Genomic DNA, 16,569 nt, shown 5'->3' on the forward strand with positions numbered 1-16,569 from the left:
GTGTCAACAAGGTGCTACTCAAAGAGGACTCCAGGGCTTAGGCTGCAGCGCATCGCGCGGCGGCCAGGGCGGGCATTTTCGCAGACCGGCCCGGGGCTGCTGGCAAGGGCTTGAAAACCGGAAGGACCGCTCATGGCATTGATCCGCTTCGTCAATCCCGTCTATCTCGAGGCGGGCGCGCGACTGCGCCTGGACGAGGAGGCGCGCGCACTGGGCTTTCGCAAACCCCTGGTGATCACCGATCGCGGCGTGCGCGCCGCGGGCGTACTGGACATGGCGCTGGAAGGTCTCGGCGGCTGGCCGCTGGCCCTCTATGACGGCACGCCGGGCAACCCGACCGAGGCGGCGGTCCGCGAGGCCTGGCAGCACTGGCGCGACGAGGGCTGCGACGGGCTGATCGCCATCGGTGGTGGCTCCAGCATCGACCTGGCCAAGGGCCTGGCCCTGAGGGCCACGCATGAAGGGCCGCTGCACCACTACGCGACCATCGAAGGTGGAAGTGGACGCATCGGCCCGCAGGCCCTGCCCCTGATCGCTGTACCTACCACGGCGGGCACGGGCAGCGAGGTGGCGCGCGGCTCGCTGCTGATCACGGACGACGGCCGCAAGCTGGGCTTCCATTCCTGGCACCTGCTGCCGCGGCTGGCCCTGTGCGACCCAGTCCTCACCCAGGCCCTGCCCCCAGGCCTGACGGCCGCGACGGGCATGGACGCCCTCGCCCACTGCCTGGAGACCTTCATGTCCGCGGCCTTCAATCCGGTGGCGGACGGCATCGCGCTGGAGGGCCTGCGCCGGGGCTGGGGGGCCATCGAGCGGGCCGTCCGCCAGGGGGATGACCTCGACGCGCGCCTGCAGATGATGTGCGCCAGCGCCATGGGCGCCATGGCCTTCCAGAAGGGACTGGGCTGCGTTCATTCGCTGAGCCACGCGATCGGCGGGCTGCACCCGAAAGCGCACCACGGCACGCTCAATGCGGTCTTTCTGCCGGCGGTGCTGCGCTTCAATGCCAGCCATCCGAGCCTGCAGGCGGAGGCCAAGCTGGCACGGATGGCCCAGGCCATGGGCCTGGCGGATGCCGCACCCGAAGCCCTGGCCGAGGCCCTGCGCCAGCGCACGCAAGACCTGGCCCTCCCCACCCGACTGTCTGACATGGGGCTGGATGTGTCGGATGCCGGCCTCATCATCGAGCGGGCGCTGAAGGATCACTGTCATGGGACGAATCCACGAGAGGCGAGTGCGGAGGATTACATGGAGCTTCTGCGGGATTGCGCTTGAGTGCGTGATCCGGGGAGGCCTCATGGGGTGCCCTGCTCGCGGGTCTCATGCGAACACTGAGCGCCCGCCGGGGGCGGGTGGGCGCGATGGCTCCGTGTCCCCCGGGCCTTCGGCCACGCGCCTTGACCTGCGCAATCACGCCCACCCATCCCCCAGCTCCGCATCCAGCAGGGCGTGGCCACAGCTCAGCCGCGCAGCACCTCGGTGGGTCAAGCTCACAAAAAAGGCCTGACACCTTACGGGGTCAGGCCTTGCCTTGTGGTCCACGCTGATGGTCCACGCTGATGTTCTACCCGGAGCCCGGGCTCGAGCCGGGCTGCCGTTGGGGTCGACCGATCAGCCGTGCTTCTTGTCGAAGAACTGCTCGTCTTCCGTCGAGCCCTTCAGTGCAGCGGTGGAGGCCTCGGCTTCGATGGTGGTGGTCACGGCATCGAAGTAGCCGGTGCCGACCTCGCGCTGGTGCTTGACGGCGGTGAAGCCACGGTCGGCAGCGGCGAACTCCTTCTCCTGCAGCTCGACGAAGGCGCTCATGTTGTTGCGCGCGTAGCCATAGGCCAGGTCGAACATCGAGTAGTTCAGGCTGTGGAAGCCGGCCAGCGTGATGAACTGGAACTTGTAGCCCATGGCGCCCAGCTCGCGCTGGAACTTGGCGATGGTGGCGTCGTCCAGGTTCTTCTTCCAGTTGAAGGACGGCGAGCAGTTGTAGGCCAGCAGCTTGCCGGGGAACTTGGCATGGATGGCGTCCGCGAAGGCCTTGGCGAAGGCCAGGTCGGGCTTGCCGGTCTCGCACCAGATCATGTCAGCGTAGGGAGCGTAGGCCAGGCCGCGGCTGATGGCCTGGTCCAGGCCGTTGCGGGTGCGGAAGAAGCCTTCCACAGTGCGCTCGCCGGTGCAGAAGGGCTTGTCGTTGTCGTCCACGTCGGTGGTGACCAGGTCACCGGCCTCGGCGTCGGTACGGGCCAGCAGCACGGTCGGCGTGCCCATCACGTCGGCGGCCAGACGGGCGGCGACCAGCTTGGCCACGGCTTCGCGGGTCGGGACCAGCACCTTGCCGCCCATGTGACCGCACTTCTTGGCGGCAGCCAGCTGGTCTTCGAAGTGCACACCGGCGGCACCGGCCTCGATCATCGACTTCATCAGCTCGAAGGCATTCAGCACGCCGCCGAAACCGGCTTCGGCGTCAGCCACGATGGGGGCGAAGAAGTCGGTGTCGTTCTTGCCTTCGCTCCACTGGATCTCGTCGGCGCGCTTGAAGGTCGCGTTGATGCGCTTGACGACCTTCGGCACGGAATCAACCGAGTACAGCGACTGGTCGGGGTACATCTCGCCATTGCTGTTGGCATCACCCGCGACCTGCCAGCCAGACAGGTAGATAGCCTTCAGGCCGGCCTTGACCTGCTGCATGGCCTGGTTGCCGGTCAGGGCGCCCAGGGCATTGATGAAGGGCTCGGTGTTGACCAGGTTCCACAGCTTCTCGGCACCACGCTGGGCCAGGGTGTGCTCGATCTTCAGGGAGCCGCGCAGGCGCACCACGTCGGCGGCGGTGTAACCGCGCTTGATGCCCTTCCAACGGGGGTTTTCGGCCCAGTCCTTCTCGAGGGCGGCGATTTGCTGTTCACGGGTCAGAGTCGTCATGCTTAGCTCCTGGTGAGATGTGAAACGAAGAACTCGTTGGACTCAAATCTAGGGCCTGGGCCAGCTTTTGTGGCGACTTATGTCTTATATAAGACTAAAAATCTTTTCATTTAAAATCAACAACTTATCTTTCAAATTTCGCATCGCAAAACGATTTTTGCCATGATGAGAAATCCTGCTGCGCCGCAGCAGGCCTTCTTTTTGCGATCTGAAATGTTGATTGCGTATCGTGAAATTTCGGCATCAGGCCTGCGGTCTCTCCTTCCCGCCTTTCGCAGTACGAGAGATCGACCACCAGAACCCTGAGATCAAGCGCTCGATCAGGGCTTCTGATTCCACATTGTGGCAACAGATCACCTCCCAGGCCCCGCCTTTCCATCACCCGAAACGAGGCAGGCAGCAAAAAGCCCCCAGGCCGGGTGGCGTGGGGGCTGCATGCGAGAGGCCGGGCGCCGCGGGGCGCTGGCGGACTCAGAGCTTCTGAGCCTGCATGAAGTCGTCGAAGCCGGCTTCGGCGAAGCGGAACCACAGGTTCTGGTCGCGCCGGAAGGCGGCCAGATCCTCGTAGACCTTCTTCCAGTTCGGGTTCTTGGCCGACAGCTCGCTGTAGATGGCCATGGATTCCTTGAAGGCCAGGTCCATCACGTCGCGCGGGAACTTGAACAGCTTGGTCCCCGAACCCACCAGGCTCTTGAGGGCCTGCGGGTTCTTGGCGTCGTACTTGGCCTGCATGTCGATGTGGGCCTGGGCGGCCGCGCATTCGACGATGGCCTTGTACTCGGCGCTCAGGCCGTCATAGGCCTTGGTGTTGATGTAGAAGTCCAGCTGCGGGCCGCCTTCCCACCAGCCGGGGTAGTAGTAGTTGGGAGCGACCTTGTTGAAGCCCAGTTTCTGGTCGTCGTAGGGACCGACCCACTCGGCGGCGTCGATGGTGCCCTTTTCCAGCGCCGAATAGATTTCACCGCCCGGGATGTTCTGCGGCACGCCGCCCATGCGCTCCAGCACGCGGCCGGCAAAGCCACCGATGCGCATCTTCATGCCCTTGATGTCGGCCACGGACTTGATTTCCTTGCGATACCACCCGCCCATCTGCGCACCGGTATTGCCGCCCAGGAAGTTGATGATGTTGTAGTTGCGATAGAACTCGCGCATCAGCTTCAGGCCATTGCCCTCCACCATCCAGGCGGACATCTGGCGGCTGTTCAGGCCGAAGGGAATGGCGCAACCCAGGGCGAAGGTTTCATCCTTGCCGAAGAAATAGTAGGGCGCCGTGTGCGCCATCTCCACGGTACCGTTCTGCACGCCATCCACCACGCCGAAGGGAGGCATCAGCTCGCCGCCGGCGTGCACGGAGACCTGGAACTTGCCGCCCGTCATCTCCGAAACCTTCTTCGCGAAGACATCGGCAGCGCCAAAAATGGTGTCCAGGGACTTGGGGAAACTGGAAGCCAGACGCCAGCGGATATTCGCTTGCGCATGCACGATGGCCGGTGCCGAAGCGGCTGCCAGAACACCTGCCAGGCCAGCCTGCTTCACGAAGGAACGACGTTCCATACACGACTCCTAGAAAAGTGGTCAAACGCGGGGGAAATCCCAGGTTGAAAATGATTCTAGGAGTGCCCCTCCTGGGTGCTGACAGGTACAAACCCGTGAAACGCCGCACGATTTCGTGCGTCACGCGCCCAGTCTGAAAACTGGCTGAAACGAGGCTTTCACGAAACTGATTTCCGCCCCTTTTCTGCCTCATGCCGGCAGAAAAAAGGCCCGCACGCGGCGGGCCTCTGTTCGCAGCCGGCGGCGCGGCTCAGGCGCCCGCGAGCTTCATGCGGGAGACCAGGATGGAACCCACCGACTTGCTGCCCAGCGTGTAGACGTCGTTGCCGATGCCGATGATGTCCTGGAACATCTGGCGCACATTGCCGGCGATGGTCACCTCATGGACGGGGAAGGCGATCTCGCCGTTCTCCACCCAGTAGCCGCTGGCGCCGCGGGAATAGTCGCCGGTGACGTAGTTGACGCCCTGCCCCATCAGCTCGGTCACGAACAGGCCGCGGCCCAGGCGGCGAAGCATGGTGGGGAGGTCATCCCCCGGGGCCGTGTTGCGGCTGCTCATGCGCAGATTGTGCGAGCCGCCCGCATGGCCCGTGGTGCGCAGGCCCAGCTTGCGGGCCGAGTAGGTCGACAGGAAATAGCCCTGCAGCACGCCGGCCTCGACCACGGTGCGCGGACGGGTGATCACGCCCTCGTCGTCGAAGGGCGTGCTGCCCTTGCCCTTGGGCTCGTGCGGGTCCTCCTGCACGTCGATGTGCGGGGCCAGCACGGGCGTGCCGAGGCTGTCCAGCAGGAAGCTGGCCTTGCGGTACAGGGCGCCGCCGCTGGTGGCCTGCACCAGGGCGCCCAGCAGGCCGGCCGCCACGGTCGATTCAAACAACACCGGGACCTCGGCCGTCTTGACGCGCCGGGCCTTGAGACGGGACAGCGCCCGCTCTGCGGCGTAGCGGCCGATGGCCTCGGGCGAGGCCAGGTCCTGGGCCGCGCGCATGGAGCTGTACCAGGCGTCACGCTGCATGCCGGCGCCACGGCCCGCGATGGGCGCCACCGACAGGGTGTGCCGCGAGCTCGCATAGCCGCCCATGAAGCCCCGCGTATTGCCGGCGATGAAGTGCGACTGCTGGGCAGACACTGCCGCGCCTTCTGAATTCGTGATGCGCGGATCGGTGGCGAAGCAGGCCGCCTCGCAGCGCAGGGCCAGTTGTGCGGCAGCTTCGGCGTCCAAGTCCCAGGGATGGAAGAGGTCCAGCTCCGGGCGCTGGCTGGCGTCCAGGGCCAGGTCTTGCTCGTCGGGCAGGCCGGCGAAGGCGTCCTCGGCCGTGAAGCGGGCGATGTCGAAGGCGGCGCGGACGGTGTCCTTCAGGGCCTGCGGAGAGAAGTCGGAAGTGCTGGCATTGCCGCGACGCTGCCCCAGGTAGACCGAGATGCCCAGCGTCTTGTCCCGGTTGCGCTCGACGTTCTCCAGCTCGCCCCGCCGCACCGAGACCGAGAGGCCACAGCCTTCGGAGACTTCGGCGCCGGCATCGCTGGCACCCAGGCGGCGCGCCTCGTTCAGGGCATCCTCCACCAGCTGGCGGAACTGGTCCTGGCTGTAGGCAAAGCCGTGGACGGCATGAGCGCTCGAAGCGGGGTTCTCGGTGGTCGTGGCGATGGTGTTGGACATGGGCTGGAAAAGTGTCTGACCGACAGGCGGCCGGGGTGGGCGACTATCATACGAGGCTTGGCGACCCGCCGCCTGCAGCACGCAGGCCACCGGCAAACGCCCCTGCCGTATCGAGCACCCATGCACCATTCCTACGACGACACCGGCGCTGACGACGACTTCAGCCGCCCCAGCAAGAGCCAGCTCAAGCGCGACATGCACGACCTGCAGTCCCTGGGCGAGGACCTGCTGACCCTGCCCGCCAGCCGCCTGGAGCCGCTGAACCTGCCCGAGATCCTGCTGGACGCCATCAAGGCGGCCAAGAAGATCACCAATTTCGAGGGGCGTCGCCGGCAGATGCAGTACATCGGCAAGCTGATGCGCAAGATCGACGCCGAGCCCGTGCGCCAGGCCGTGGCCGACTTCAAGCTGGGCCGCGCCCAGGACAGCCTCACCCTGCACGAGAGCGAAGCCTGGCGCGAGCGCCTGCTCGCCCAGGACGAGGCGCTCCAGGACTTCATCGGCCAGCATCCGGGCGTGGACGTGCAGCAGCTGCGCAGCCTCGTGCGCGCCGCGCGCAAGGACGCCTCCGTGGCCCCCGAGCAGCGCAGCGGGCGCGCCTTCCGCGAGCTCTTCCAGTTCATCAAGGCCGAGGCCAAGCGCGTGGCGCAGGAGGCATCGGCGGAAGGCCTCGATGGCGATGGCGATGGCGATGAGTGAGCCCGCCGCATCCTCGGGATTCGAGCCGGTCCGCATCGGCATCGTCTCCATCTCGGACCGCGCCTCCACCGGCGTCTACGAGGACAAGGGCCTGCCCGCGCTGAAGGACTGGCTGGCCCAGGCCCTGCACAACCCGCTGCATTTCGAGGCGCGCCTGATCCCCGACGAGCGCCCGCTGATCGCTGCCACCCTGCGCGAACTGGTGGACGAAGCCCGCTGTGACCTGGTGCTGACCACCGGCGGCACCGGCCCCGCCCCGCGCGACGTGACACCGGAGGCCACACTGGATGTGGCCGATCGCGAGATGCCCGGCTTCGGCGAGCAGATGCGCCAGATCTCCCTGCGCTTCGTGCCCACGGCCATCCTCTCGCGCCAGACGGCGGTGATCCGCGGCAAGGCGCTCGTCTTGAACCTGCCGGGCCAGCCCAAGAGCATTGCCGAGACCCTCGAGGGCCTGAAGTCGCCCACGGGCGAGGTGCTGGTCAGCGGCATCTTTGCCGCCATCCCCTACTGCATCGACCTCATCGGCGGCCCTTACCTGGAAACGCGCGAGGACCGCGTCAAGACCTTCAGGCCGAAGAACGCCGTGCGCGTACGACCCGAGGCCTGAGCACCGCCTGCATGGCAAAAAGGGCGCCGCGTGGCGCCCTTTGTCATGGCTGCGCCGAGGCCTACTTGACCAGGCGGCTCAGCGATGCGGCGTCAAAGCACTCGTCCTGCTGCGCATCCTGCGGCACGCAGTCGCTGCGCTGGGTCTCGGAGAGCTTGGCGATGGCCTGCCACAGCAGAGCGATCTGGTGCTCGTGGCCGGCGGCGTTGTCGATCAGCCCTTTCATGGCCATCGCCACCGGATCGTCGCCCTGCGTGACGCCGTAGGCCGAGAAGCCCATGCGTGCCGCCGCGGCCTCGCGCTGGGCCTCCGCCTGGGCCTCGATGATGCGGGCCGGGTTGCCGACGGCCGTCGCCCCCGCGGGCACAGGCTTTGTCACCACTGCGCCTGAGCCGATGCGCGCGCCGGCGCCCACGGTGAAGCCGCCCAGCACGCAGGCATTGGCCCCCACGATGACGCCCGGCTCCAGCGTCGGGTGCCGCTTGGCGCCCTTCACCAGAGAGGTGCCGCCCAGGGTCACGCCCTGGTAGATGGTGCACCCCTCGCCAATCTCGGCCATCTCGCCGATCACGATGCCCATGCCGTGGTCGATGAAGACGCGCCGGGCGATGGTGGCGCCAGGATGGATTTCGATGCCGGTCAGGAAACGCGACAGGTGCGAGATGAAACGCCCCAGCCACTTGAAGCCGTGGGTCCAGCACCAGTGGGCCCGGCGGTGCAGCACCAGCGCATGCAGGCCGGGATAACAGGTCAGCACCTCCCAGCTGCTGCGCGCGGCGGGGTCGCGCTCGAGGATCAGCTGGATGTCTTCACGCAGGCGCTTGAACATGGTGGCGGTGCCGGGGGGTCGTGAACAAGGGAGCGCCAGTGTAGCGGCGGGGGTTGCCAGCCGGGGCCATGGGGAGATTGGTGTCAGTCCTCGGCGGCCTCGTCCCTGGGGGTGCCTGGCGTGTGAAGGCGCAGCATGCTGCGGGCCATGCCGCGCAGGATGTGCACCTCTTCCTGCGTCAGCTGGGCGCGGTTGAAGAGCTGGTTCAGGCGCGGCATCAGCTTCTTGGGCGCGGCGGGGTCCAGGTAGCCGATGTGCTCCAGCGCCTCCTGCAGATGGCCCAGCAGGCCCTGCACCGCGCGGCCATCGGCCAGCAGGGGATCCGCCGTGCGGGCCGCCACCTCGAAGCCGCCCAGGGCCTGGCGCCATTCATAGGCCAGCAGCTGCACGGCCTGGGACAGGTTCAGCGAGCCATAGTCCGGATGCGTGGGAATGGAGAGCACCGCATGGCAGCGGTAGACATCCTCATTGCTCATGCCGTAGCGCTCGGAGCCAAAGACCAGGCCCAGCGTGTGACCCGAGATCGCCAGCTCCGCGAACAGCGGCCGGGGCGCCGAGGTCGGCGGGCCGAAATCCCGCGGCGTCATGGCGGTGGCGCAGGCGAAGGTCACGCCGTCCAGCGCCTCCTCCAGCGTCTGCACGATGCGGGCGCGGGCGAGGATGTCCGCCGCGCCGCTGGCCATGGCGATGGTGTCCTCCTGGCAGAGCACGTCGGCAAAACGAGGGCGCACCAGCACCAGCTCGGAGAAGCCCATGACCTTCATGGCCCGTGCAGCGGCACCCACGTTGCCGGGGTGGCTGGTCTGAATCAGGACAAATCGTGTGGATTCCACGCTGGCGGGCATGAGCTTCTCGGCTAAAATGGTCGATTATCCGCGCCGTGGATGCCGTGTGCCGACTGTCGAAGGTCTGGCGTGCGCCCATGCAAGCGCTCCGCTCTTTTCCTTCGCCAGTCCACCTCTTTCGTTTGCAGGGTCACGCATGACGCAAGCTTCACTCCATCCCATGCTCAACGTCGCCATCAAGGCGGCCCGTGCAGCGGGATCCATCATCAACCGCGCCTCCCTGGACCTCGACATCCTCAAGATCAACAGCAAGTCGCCCAATGACTTCGTGACGGAGGTGGACCAGGCCGCCGAGCAGCTCATCATCGAGACCCTGCTGCAGGCCTATCCCGAGCACGGCATCCTGGCCGAAGAATCGGGCCGTGAGCACGGCAACAAGAATTCCGAATTCCAGTGGATCATCGACCCGCTCGATGGCACCACCAACTTTATCCACGGCTTCCCCGTCTACGCGGTGTCCATCGCCCTGGCCCACCGCAATGTGGTCCAGCAGGCCGTGGTCTATGACCCGACCCGCAACGACCTCTTCTACGCCACCAAGGGCCGCGGCGCCTACCTGAACGACCGCCGCCTGCGCGTGTCGCGCCGCACCCGCATGAGCGACGCCCTGATCGGCACCGGCTTCCCCTTCCGCCGCGGTGACAACTTCAAGCGCTACCTGAAGATGTTCGAGGCCGTGATGCAGGAATGCGCCGGCCTGCGCCGCCCGGGCGCCGCGGCCCTGGACCTCTGCTACGTGGCCGCCGGCTACTACGACGCCTTCTTCGAAACCGGCCTGAACCCCTGGGACGTGGCCGCAGGCTCCCTGATCATTGCTGAGGCCGGTGGCCTGGTGGGCAACTTCACCGGCGAGGCCGACTTCCTGCACCAGCGCGAGATCGTCGCCGGCAATCCCCGCATCTACGGCCAGTTGGTCCAGATCCTGGCGCCCTACACCCGCGTGATCACGCAGGAAGCACTGGACGAAGACGCCAGCAAGTCCGCCGGCAAGGCCTCCGGCGCGGACGCCAGCGGCGAAGTGGCCAAGAAGGTTGCTGCCGCTCCGGCCGAGCGCAAGCGCGGCCCGGTGCGCATCAAGAAGACCGACAAGAGCAGCGACGACGCGCCGATCTGATCACCGCGGCGGCCCCCGCCGCCCTCAGGATTGAAAGCGCCCCCGATGGCTCATCGGGGGCGCTTTTTCATATCCAGGTGCTGCCCACCATGGCCGCCTGGGCAGCATGGTCAGGCGGCCCGGCAAGCTCACGCTCCCGCAGACGCTGCAGGTCCTCCACGGTGTCCACGCTTTCCAGCACGCCGGGGTCCGGCACCTCAATGCCCACCGCCGGGTAGCGCGCCACCAGGCGGCGCGCGCCTTCGTCGCCCTGCAGGCCGACCAGGTCCGAGTACAGCTCGGCCGAGAAGGCCAGGGGCTGGCCACTGCGCCCCCGGTGCTGGGCAAAGGCCACGGCCTGCTCGCCCAGGCCCTCGGCCACGGCACGCAAGGTAGCGGGGCTGACGCTGGGCATGTCACCCGGCAGCAGCACCCAGCCGGGCGCATCACCAGTGGCGGAGACACCCGCCGCAATGCTGTGCCCCATGCCGACAGGCAAGACCTGACCCTGCACGCCGCGCTCGGGCAGCACCACCAGCTGATCCAGCCGCTGGACCAGGCTCTGAACCTGCTCCTGCATGGCTTGCGTCGTGACGATCACCCATGGCAGGCCCGCGGCCCGCACCTGGGCAACGGTACGCTGCAGCACCGTTTCCCCGGCCTTCAGCTCTTGATGGAGCTTGTGGCCGGGGCCTTTGAAACGGCAGCCCTGGCCCGCGGCCAGCACGACGACAACAGGCCGTCGTTCATCCATTCGAATCACCTTTTTCATCTCGCCGCCTGTTTAGCGACTGTTGCCCTGCAGCATGCCTGCTGCCCCATGGCCGCCCCATAGGGGGCTTCACTTAAGGAGTTCCCGCCTGAGTGATACTCCCGGTATGAACAAGCTTTCCGATCTGCGCAAGAGCTACGAGCTGGCCGAGCTGGACGAGTCCCAGGCCTCCAGCGAGCCCCTGATCCAGTTCCGCCAGTGGCTCGATGAAGCCCTGAAAGCCGAGCTGCCCGAGCCCAATGCCATGACCCTGGCCACTGTGGGCGAGGACGGTCGCCCGTCCACCCGCATCGTGCTGATCAAGGGCCTCGATCAGCGCGGCATCGTCTGGTACACCAACTACGACAGCCGCAAGGGCCGTGAGCTCGCCATCCATCCCTTCGCGGCCCTGCAGTTCCACTGGGTGGAGCTGGAGCGCGTGGTGCGCATCGAGGGCCGGGTCGAGAAGGTCAGCGCCGAGGAATCGGACGCCTATTTCCACTCGCGCCCCCTGGACTCCCGCCTGGGAGCCTGGGCCTCCCCGCAAAGCCAGGTGATCAGCTCCCGAGCGGTGCTGGTGGCCAACGCCGCCAAGGCCGCCGCGATGCACGGGCTGAGCCCCAGCCGCCCCCCGCATTGGGGGGGCTACCGCCTGGTGCCCGAGCGTTGGGAGTTCTGGCAGGGCCGCAAGTCCCGTCTGCATGACCGCATCACCTACAAGCAGGAGGGGCAGGCCTGGATCAAGGAGCGCCTCGCGCCCTGAGATCCCGGCCGGTCTTGCTCAGAAGCGCAGCTGCACCCCGGTGGACACGCTGCGCCCGGGCAGCGGCGCCCAGTCGCGGATGGTGGACATGCTCGCCGCACGGTAGCCCAGGGCGTTGCCGAGATTGTCGAGCTTGAGGTACCACAGGGCATCCGCCTGCTGCCAGCGGAACTGCCGGCTCAGCGAGAGCCGCGCCAGGGTGTAGCCCGGCGTCGGGCGGTCGATGGCCGGCACCCGGTTCTGGGCCGCGGCCTGCTGGATCTCCAGGCGCAGGCCCCAGGCACCGCCCTGCCCGTCCAGGCTCAGTGTGCTGCGCCGTGGCGCCATGCGTGGCAGTGGCTCTCCGTGGCTCAGGTCCTGGCCCTGGACCCAATCCAGCTGCAGCCCCGCCTGCCATTGCCAGCCTGACAGCGCACCCGGCAACCAGCCCAGCTGCAGGTCCTGCTGCACCTGGAGCTCCAGCCCCTGCACGCGCGCCGCGACGGCCTGGTAGGCATAGACCGGCAGCGACTCCTCGCCCTCACCCGGCACGGTGGCACCGGTCGCGCGCAGGGCGATGTAGTCCTTGAAGCGGGTCCGGTAGGCATTGATCTCCACGCTGCCGCTGCCGTGCTTCCAGTGCATCCCCAGGTCCAGGCCGCTGGCATGCTCCAGGCCCAGCGTGGCGTCGCCCTGCTCGAAGGCGCCAGTGGCCACATGCACGCCGCTGGCGAACAGCTCGCCTGCCGAAGGCGCGCGCTCGGAGTGGTTGACATTGAGGCTCAGCCCCAGGGCCGGCATCGGATGCCAACTGAGGCTGGCCGAGGCGCTGGCCGGCGAGAAACGCCGCTCCGTCGCGGGGCCGAAGCGCGCATCCGCGGCGTCGGAGGCATCACCGTCGGACCGCACACGGACCTGGTCGCGCCGCGCACCCAGGCCCAGCTGCCAGGGCCCGTCGCTCCACTGCTCGAGGATGAAAAGCCCCTGGGCGCGGTTGCGGTTGCTGGGCATCAGGGCCTCCTCGCCCTGGACCTCGAAACGGCTCTGCTCCAGCTGCCAGCCCAGCACGCCGCGTGCACCGGCCAGCGGTGCGTGCTCGGCCTGCAGCCGAAGCTCGGAACCCCGCTGGGCAAAACGTGTCCCCAGGGAGCCATCGCCCTCGATCTCATCGTGCTGGTAGCGGGCCCGGCTGAACTGCCACTGCAGCTTGCGCAGGGGACCGTCGTTCCAGCGCCATTCGCCGGCACCGGCCACGCGCTGGCGCTGCATGGCGATCTTCACGTCGGGCTCCACCGTCACGCCGTAGTCGTTGCGGTAGTCGTCGAAACTCAGGCCGGCATAGCCGTCCCGATCGACCCAGGATCCCCCGACAGCCGCACTGCGGGACGCACTGGCGGAATTGCGCACATGGTTCATGGACTGCCCGTCCGGGGCGGTGAAGCCTGGCGTCCTCTGGTCGTCGGCCAGGCGTCGCGAAGCATCGGCATGCCAGGCCCAGGGCCCCTGCCCGCCGTCCAGCACCGCAGCCAGGGCGCGCTCGTTCGAGGCGCCACCCAGCCTGAACTCCGTGGCACCCGACAGGCCCTGGAGCGGGCTGCGCGGGATGCGGTTGTCGATGGTGTTGACCACGCCACCGATCGCATTGCCGCCATACAGCAGGGCCGCGGCGCCGCGCAGCACCTCGATGCGGTCCACCACCAGAGGATCGACCGGCACCGCATGGTCATAGCTGAGGCTGGAGACGTCCAGCGAGCCCCCCGCGTTGTTGAGCATGCGCACCCGCTCGCCGTCCAGTCCGCGGATGGTGGGCCGGCTGGCATTGGGGCCGAAGGACGTGGCGGCGATGCCGGGCAGGCCCTCGACCGTCTCGCCCACGCTGGCACCGCGGCGCAGCAGCAGCGCATCGCCAGCCAGGGACTGGCCGGGCTGGGCCAGCTCCTTGTTGCCCAGGGGATTGCCCGTCACCTGGACGGCGTCCAGGGTCTGTCTGTCAGTGGGATTGCCCTCGGCATGCACCCACTGGGCGCCGAGCAGGGCCAGCAGCAGCGCGGTGCGCGGCCAGGCTGGCATACAGGTGGTCGAGTGGATCGAGGCGGCAAGGCCCTGGCGCGCCGCGCGCCGGACCGGATGGAGAGCGTTGTCTTGCATGGATGCTGGGCCTGCTGAAGGAGGCCCCCTGGCATGGGCGGGCACCGAGGGCCGCGCCGGGTCTGAGTGGCGGGCGCGATGGCACCCGCACGCCCGCGGCGCACTGGCGCCGCCGGGCGAGCTTCATGCCCCTGTGCGGGGCGGAGACTCAGGCAAGAACGGGGGGCCGCGGGCCCGCGGGGTGGCCCGTGCGGTGTCGGCGGACACCGGCGCGGGGCTGGCGACCACCACCGTGGTCAGCGCCAGCAGGACCGCGGCCGGCTCGGCGCCGCACAGATGATCGCCGTGGGCAAGCTGGTCGAAGAGCTGGCAGTCCGTGGAGCCCAGCGCATGGCCCCAGGCATCCGAAGGACCCTGCTCGGCCGCCGCTGCTGCCAACCTGAAGCTTTGGTGGGCCGCACGGTGCCCCTGGCCCAGGCCCTGGGCCAGCAGCAGGCACAGGGCCAGCCAGGCATGCAGCGCCACGACCGGCCAGCCGCGAGGGCGGCGGACGCCACCGAGCCCGCTCATCCCCGGCACCTCGTGCGCAGGGCGTGACCGGGACCGCGGCACAGCGCATGCGCAGGCACGCCCACCCTACCGGCAAGGGCGGGATGCAGCGCGCTGGAGCGTAAGCGGGTGTGGACCAAGACAGGGGCCGTCAGGGTGAAAACAGCGGCATTGTGCACACCGCCGGGCACCCTGCCATCAGGCATCCCCCGGAGGCCGTCCGTCCTTGAGGGGATTACTCGCCCGGCTGCAGCATCCGCGACACCTGCAGATGCCAGGCGCACCAGGCCGGCCAGGCCGCGCCGGCCAGGGCCAGCAGGGCAGCCAGCAGCACCAGGAGCAGCCCATGCTGAAGGGCGTGACCCTGCGTGCCAAGCCAATGCAGCTGCTCTGGCGCTGCCAGGTGTCGCAGGCTCATCCAGGCCAGCTCGCTGAGCCCCCAGGCCAGCACCAGGGCCAGGACGGCCAGCCACAACCATTCCAGCAGAGGCAGCAGCGCCACACGGCTGGCGGGGGCGCCCAGCACCCGCAGGAGGACCAGGTCCTGGCGGCGCTGCTCCTGGGCCTGCAGCATCAGCGCAAAGGCCGCCAGCCAGGCGCACAGCAGCAGCAGGACCAGCAGCGTCTTGAGCAGCGCCGGCAGCCAGCCCAGGGCGGCCGCCATGCGGTCGATCTCGTCGCGCGGCACGGCCGCCTGCAGATGGGCCTGTGCATTGAGCCAGGGGAGCAGCACGCCCAGGGCTTCCGGACTGGCCGGGCTGACCAGCACGTGGCTGATATCGCCCAGGCTCTCTTCGCCCGTGTCGGCCCCTGGCTGTCCCTCAAGCCCGGTCAGGCCCGCTGACAGCGCCGGCGCTCGCGTGGCTGCCGGCTGACGCAGGGCCCACAGAGAGCTCAGATCGGTCAGGATCAGGCCGTCCAGTGCCGAGCCCTGACGCCCCAGGATGCCGACGACGACAAACGCCCTGGGCAAGGCCCCCGCCGGCTTGAGATCCGGCAGCTCGAGGCCGCTGAACTCAGCACCCACGGCCAGGCCCAGGCCTTCGGCGGCATCCGCCCCCAGCACCACCTCCATCACATGCTCGAAGCCGCGCCCCTTGGCGAGCCGCGCCTGGCGCAGGGCCAGGAAGGGCGCTTCGGTACCGATCACCGCAAATCCCCGATGCCGCCCCCCCAGCAGCACAGGCACGGCCTGCTTCACCTGCGGCAGCCCCCGCAGCAGGGGCACCGCTTCATAGGGCAGCGTGCCACCGGGCTCGCTGAGCAGCTGGATGGCAGACAGGGTCTGCCGCCAGGGGTCGCCCTTGGGTCCGACCAGCAGCTCCATGCCCTGGAGCTCGCGCTCCAGGCGCTGGGGAATGCGCTGGCTCAGCTGCATCAGCAGCCCCGCGGCGGTCAGGGCGAGACTCAGCAGCAGCAGGCTCATGCCGGCGTATTGCGGCCTGGACCACAGATGGCGCCAGGCCAGCCAGGGCAGCGTCGGCCCCATGGCAGATCCCCATCGTTTCATCCGGGCTGACCTCCCAGCACGGTACTGAGCCCCGCGGTCAGGCCCGAAGCCAGCCAGCCCAGGTTGCGCAGGCGGTGCAGCTGCACGGGCAGCAGGGCCTGGAAGCGTTGCACCACGCGTGCGTCATGCGTGGTCACCACCAGGGTGACGTGATGTTCGGACGCGGCCTGGCACAGCAGGCCGATCATGCGTTCGCTCGCCTCTTCATCCAGATTGGCGGTGGGCTCGTCAGCCAGCAGAATGCGCGGCCCGCGCAACAGGGCGCGAGCCAGGATCACCCGCTGCAGCTGCCCCTGGTTGAGCTGGGCCGCACGGCGCTTGGCCAGGCCTTCCAGGCCCAGGCTGGTCACCACAAGGCCGATGCGTTCCTTGTCGACGGGCAGGCCGGCGGCCAGGAAAGGCAGGCGCAGGTTCTCCAGCACATTGAGCGACGGGCTCAGGTGCAGGCGCTGCGACACCAGGCCCAGCTGACTGCCTCGCCAGCGGTCCACGGCCGCCCCCTGCAACTGCCCGAGCTCCACACCGGCCAGGCGAAGCTGGCCGTCCGAGGGGCGCAGCAGGCCGGCCATCAGGTTCAGCAGGGTCGACTTGCCGACGCCCGAGGGGCCATGCACCAGCAGGTGATGGCGCGGCGCCAGCACGAAGTCGTCGAAGTACAGCAGGGCGCCACCGGGATAGGCGTGACGCAGGCTGTGCCAGGCGATCATGGGTTCGCTGAGCACGGTCATG

At 68.2% G+C, this 16,569-nt stretch carries 15 protein-coding genes; 5 read left to right on the forward strand and 10 right to left on the reverse strand.

Annotated features, from left to right (window positions below):
• Nucleotides 1–132: 132 nt before the first annotated feature.
• Complete coding sequence (locus ABDJ40_RS11645) at nucleotides 133–1,275, forward strand: iron-containing alcohol dehydrogenase (protein WP_347609853.1); 1,143 nt, start codon at nucleotides 133–135, stop codon at nucleotides 1,273–1,275.
• A gap of 336 nt (nucleotides 1,276–1,611) precedes the next feature.
• Here ABDJ40_RS11645 and aceA read toward each other — a convergent pair whose 3' ends face one another.
• The 3 genes from aceA to pmbA all read right to left on the reverse strand — a co-directional run bounded on the left by aceA (nucleotide 1,612) and on the right by pmbA (nucleotide 6,124).
• Nucleotides 1,612–2,910, reverse strand: a complete 1,299-nt coding sequence (gene aceA, locus ABDJ40_RS11650) for an isocitrate lyase (RefSeq protein WP_430765637.1) — start codon at nucleotides 2,908–2,910, stop codon at nucleotides 1,612–1,614.
• A gap of 471 nt (nucleotides 2,911–3,381) precedes the next feature.
• On the reverse strand, nucleotides 3,382–4,464 hold the full coding sequence (locus ABDJ40_RS11655) for a TRAP transporter substrate-binding protein (protein ID WP_347609855.1): 1,083 nt from the start codon (nucleotides 4,462–4,464) through the stop codon (nucleotides 3,382–3,384).
• A gap of 250 nt (nucleotides 4,465–4,714) precedes the next feature.
• A complete protein-coding gene (gene pmbA / locus ABDJ40_RS11660; RefSeq protein ID WP_347609857.1) occupies nucleotides 4,715–6,124 on the reverse strand; it encodes a metalloprotease PmbA in 1,410 nt (469 codons plus the stop codon).
• Between the two features lie 120 nt (nucleotides 6,125–6,244).
• Here pmbA and yjgA point away from each other — a divergent pair, with 120 nt between their 5' ends.
• A complete protein-coding gene (gene yjgA / locus ABDJ40_RS11665; protein ID WP_347609859.1) occupies nucleotides 6,245–6,823 on the forward strand; it encodes a ribosome biogenesis factor YjgA in 579 nt (192 codons plus the stop codon).
• The gene (gene mog / locus ABDJ40_RS11670) at nucleotides 6,816–7,433 is read left to right on the forward strand and encodes a molybdopterin adenylyltransferase (protein WP_347609861.1); all 618 of its coding nucleotides are present in this window, start codon (nucleotides 6,816–6,818) and stop codon (nucleotides 7,431–7,433) included. The genes yjgA and mog overlap by 8 nt, the downstream gene beginning before the upstream one ends.
• Nucleotides 7,434–7,494: 61 nt before the next feature.
• Here the strand turns inward: mog and cysE are convergent, their stop codons facing one another.
• Together cysE and ABDJ40_RS11680 are read right to left on the reverse strand one after the other, a co-directional pair.
• On the reverse strand, nucleotides 7,495–8,262 hold the full coding sequence (gene cysE / locus ABDJ40_RS11675) for a serine O-acetyltransferase (RefSeq protein ID WP_269632861.1): 768 nt from the start codon (nucleotides 8,260–8,262) through the stop codon (nucleotides 7,495–7,497).
• Between the two features lie 83 nt (nucleotides 8,263–8,345).
• On the reverse strand, nucleotides 8,346–9,107 hold the full coding sequence (locus ABDJ40_RS11680; protein ID WP_347609864.1) for an RNA methyltransferase: 762 nt from the start codon (nucleotides 9,105–9,107) through the stop codon (nucleotides 8,346–8,348).
• A gap of 136 nt (nucleotides 9,108–9,243) precedes the next feature.
• Between ABDJ40_RS11680 and ABDJ40_RS11685 the strand changes: the two genes are divergently transcribed.
• On the forward strand, nucleotides 9,244–10,221 hold the full coding sequence (locus ABDJ40_RS11685; protein ID WP_347609866.1) for an inositol monophosphatase family protein: 978 nt from the start codon (nucleotides 9,244–9,246) through the stop codon (nucleotides 10,219–10,221).
• A gap of 67 nt (nucleotides 10,222–10,288) precedes the next feature.
• On the opposite strand, the gene ABDJ40_RS11690 is transcribed toward ABDJ40_RS11685, so the two are convergent.
• Nucleotides 10,289–10,954, reverse strand: a complete 666-nt coding sequence (locus tag ABDJ40_RS11690) for a nucleotidyltransferase family protein (protein WP_347609868.1) — start codon at nucleotides 10,952–10,954, stop codon at nucleotides 10,289–10,291.
• 124 nt (nucleotides 10,955–11,078) lie between these two features.
• Here ABDJ40_RS11690 and pdxH point away from each other — a divergent pair, with 124 nt between their 5' ends.
• Nucleotides 11,079–11,714, forward strand: coding sequence for a pyridoxamine 5'-phosphate oxidase (gene pdxH, locus ABDJ40_RS11695; RefSeq protein ID WP_347609870.1), 636 nt, complete (start codon nucleotides 11,079–11,081; stop codon nucleotides 11,712–11,714).
• A gap of 18 nt (nucleotides 11,715–11,732) precedes the next feature.
• Here pdxH and ABDJ40_RS11700 read toward each other — a convergent pair whose 3' ends face one another.
• The 4 genes from ABDJ40_RS11700 to ABDJ40_RS11715 all read right to left on the reverse strand — a co-directional run bounded on the left by ABDJ40_RS11700 (nucleotide 11,733) and on the right by ABDJ40_RS11715 (nucleotide 16,568).
• Nucleotides 11,733–13,841 (reverse strand): TonB-dependent receptor, encoded by a 2,109-nt coding sequence (locus ABDJ40_RS11700; RefSeq protein ID WP_347609872.1) that lies wholly within the window; start codon nucleotides 13,839–13,841, stop codon nucleotides 11,733–11,735.
• A 123-nt stretch (nucleotides 13,842–13,964) separates the two neighbouring features.
• Nucleotides 13,965–14,351: a hypothetical protein gene (locus tag ABDJ40_RS11705; RefSeq protein WP_347609874.1), complete on the reverse strand. Its 387-nt coding sequence runs from the start codon at nucleotides 14,349–14,351 to the stop codon at nucleotides 13,965–13,967.
• 214 nt (nucleotides 14,352–14,565) lie between these two features.
• Nucleotides 14,566–15,819, reverse strand: coding sequence for an FtsX-like permease family protein (locus ABDJ40_RS11710; RefSeq protein ID WP_347609876.1), 1,254 nt, complete (start codon nucleotides 15,817–15,819; stop codon nucleotides 14,566–14,568).
• Between the two features lie 17 nt (nucleotides 15,820–15,836).
• Nucleotides 15,837–16,568, reverse strand: a complete 732-nt coding sequence (locus ABDJ40_RS11715) for an ABC transporter ATP-binding protein (RefSeq protein WP_269632853.1) — start codon at nucleotides 16,566–16,568, stop codon at nucleotides 15,837–15,839.
• Nucleotide 16,569 lies beyond the last annotated feature (1 nt).

Source organism: Roseateles flavus (genome assembly GCF_039872765.1).
Taxonomy (GTDB): Bacteria; Pseudomonadota; Gammaproteobacteria; order Burkholderiales; family Burkholderiaceae_C; genus Roseateles_B; species Roseateles_B flavus.

Coding starts and splice junctions, on each gene's coding strand:
- cysE (WP_269632861.1), bottom strand. CDS start 8,262: ATGTTCAAGCGCCTGCGTGAAGACATCCAGCTGATCCTCGAGCGCGAC.
- ABDJ40_RS11710 (WP_347609876.1), bottom strand. CDS start 15,819: ATGGGGCCGACGCTGCCCTGGCTGGCCTGGCGCCATCTGTGGTCCAGG.
- ABDJ40_RS11705 (WP_347609874.1), bottom strand. CDS start 14,351: ATGAGCGGGCTCGGTGGCGTCCGCCGCCCTCGCGGCTGGCCGGTCGTG.
- ABDJ40_RS11645 (WP_347609853.1), top strand. CDS start 133: ATGGCATTGATCCGCTTCGTCAATCCCGTCTATCTCGAGGCGGGCGCG.
- aceA (WP_430765637.1), bottom strand. CDS start 2,910: ATGACGACTCTGACCCGTGAACAGCAAATCGCCGCCCTCGAGAAGGAC.
- ABDJ40_RS11700 (WP_347609872.1), bottom strand. CDS start 13,841: ATGCAAGACAACGCTCTCCATCCGGTCCGGCGCGCGGCGCGCCAGGGC.
- pdxH (WP_347609870.1), top strand. CDS start 11,079: ATGAACAAGCTTTCCGATCTGCGCAAGAGCTACGAGCTGGCCGAGCTG.
- mog (WP_347609861.1), top strand. CDS start 6,816: ATGAGTGAGCCCGCCGCATCCTCGGGATTCGAGCCGGTCCGCATCGGC.
- yjgA (WP_347609859.1), top strand. CDS start 6,245: ATGCACCATTCCTACGACGACACCGGCGCTGACGACGACTTCAGCCGC.
- ABDJ40_RS11685 (WP_347609866.1), top strand. CDS start 9,244: ATGACGCAAGCTTCACTCCATCCCATGCTCAACGTCGCCATCAAGGCG.
- ABDJ40_RS11655 (WP_347609855.1), bottom strand. CDS start 4,464: ATGGAACGTCGTTCCTTCGTGAAGCAGGCTGGCCTGGCAGGTGTTCTG.
- ABDJ40_RS11680 (WP_347609864.1), bottom strand. CDS start 9,107: ATGCCCGCCAGCGTGGAATCCACACGATTTGTCCTGATTCAGACCAGC.
- pmbA (WP_347609857.1), bottom strand. CDS start 6,124: ATGTCCAACACCATCGCCACGACCACCGAGAACCCCGCTTCGAGCGCT.
- ABDJ40_RS11690 (WP_347609868.1), bottom strand. CDS start 10,954: ATGGATGAACGACGGCCTGTTGTCGTCGTGCTGGCCGCGGGCCAGGGC.
- ABDJ40_RS11715 (WP_269632853.1), bottom strand. CDS start 16,568: ATGACCGTGCTCAGCGAACCCATGATCGCCTGGCACAGCCTGCGTCAC.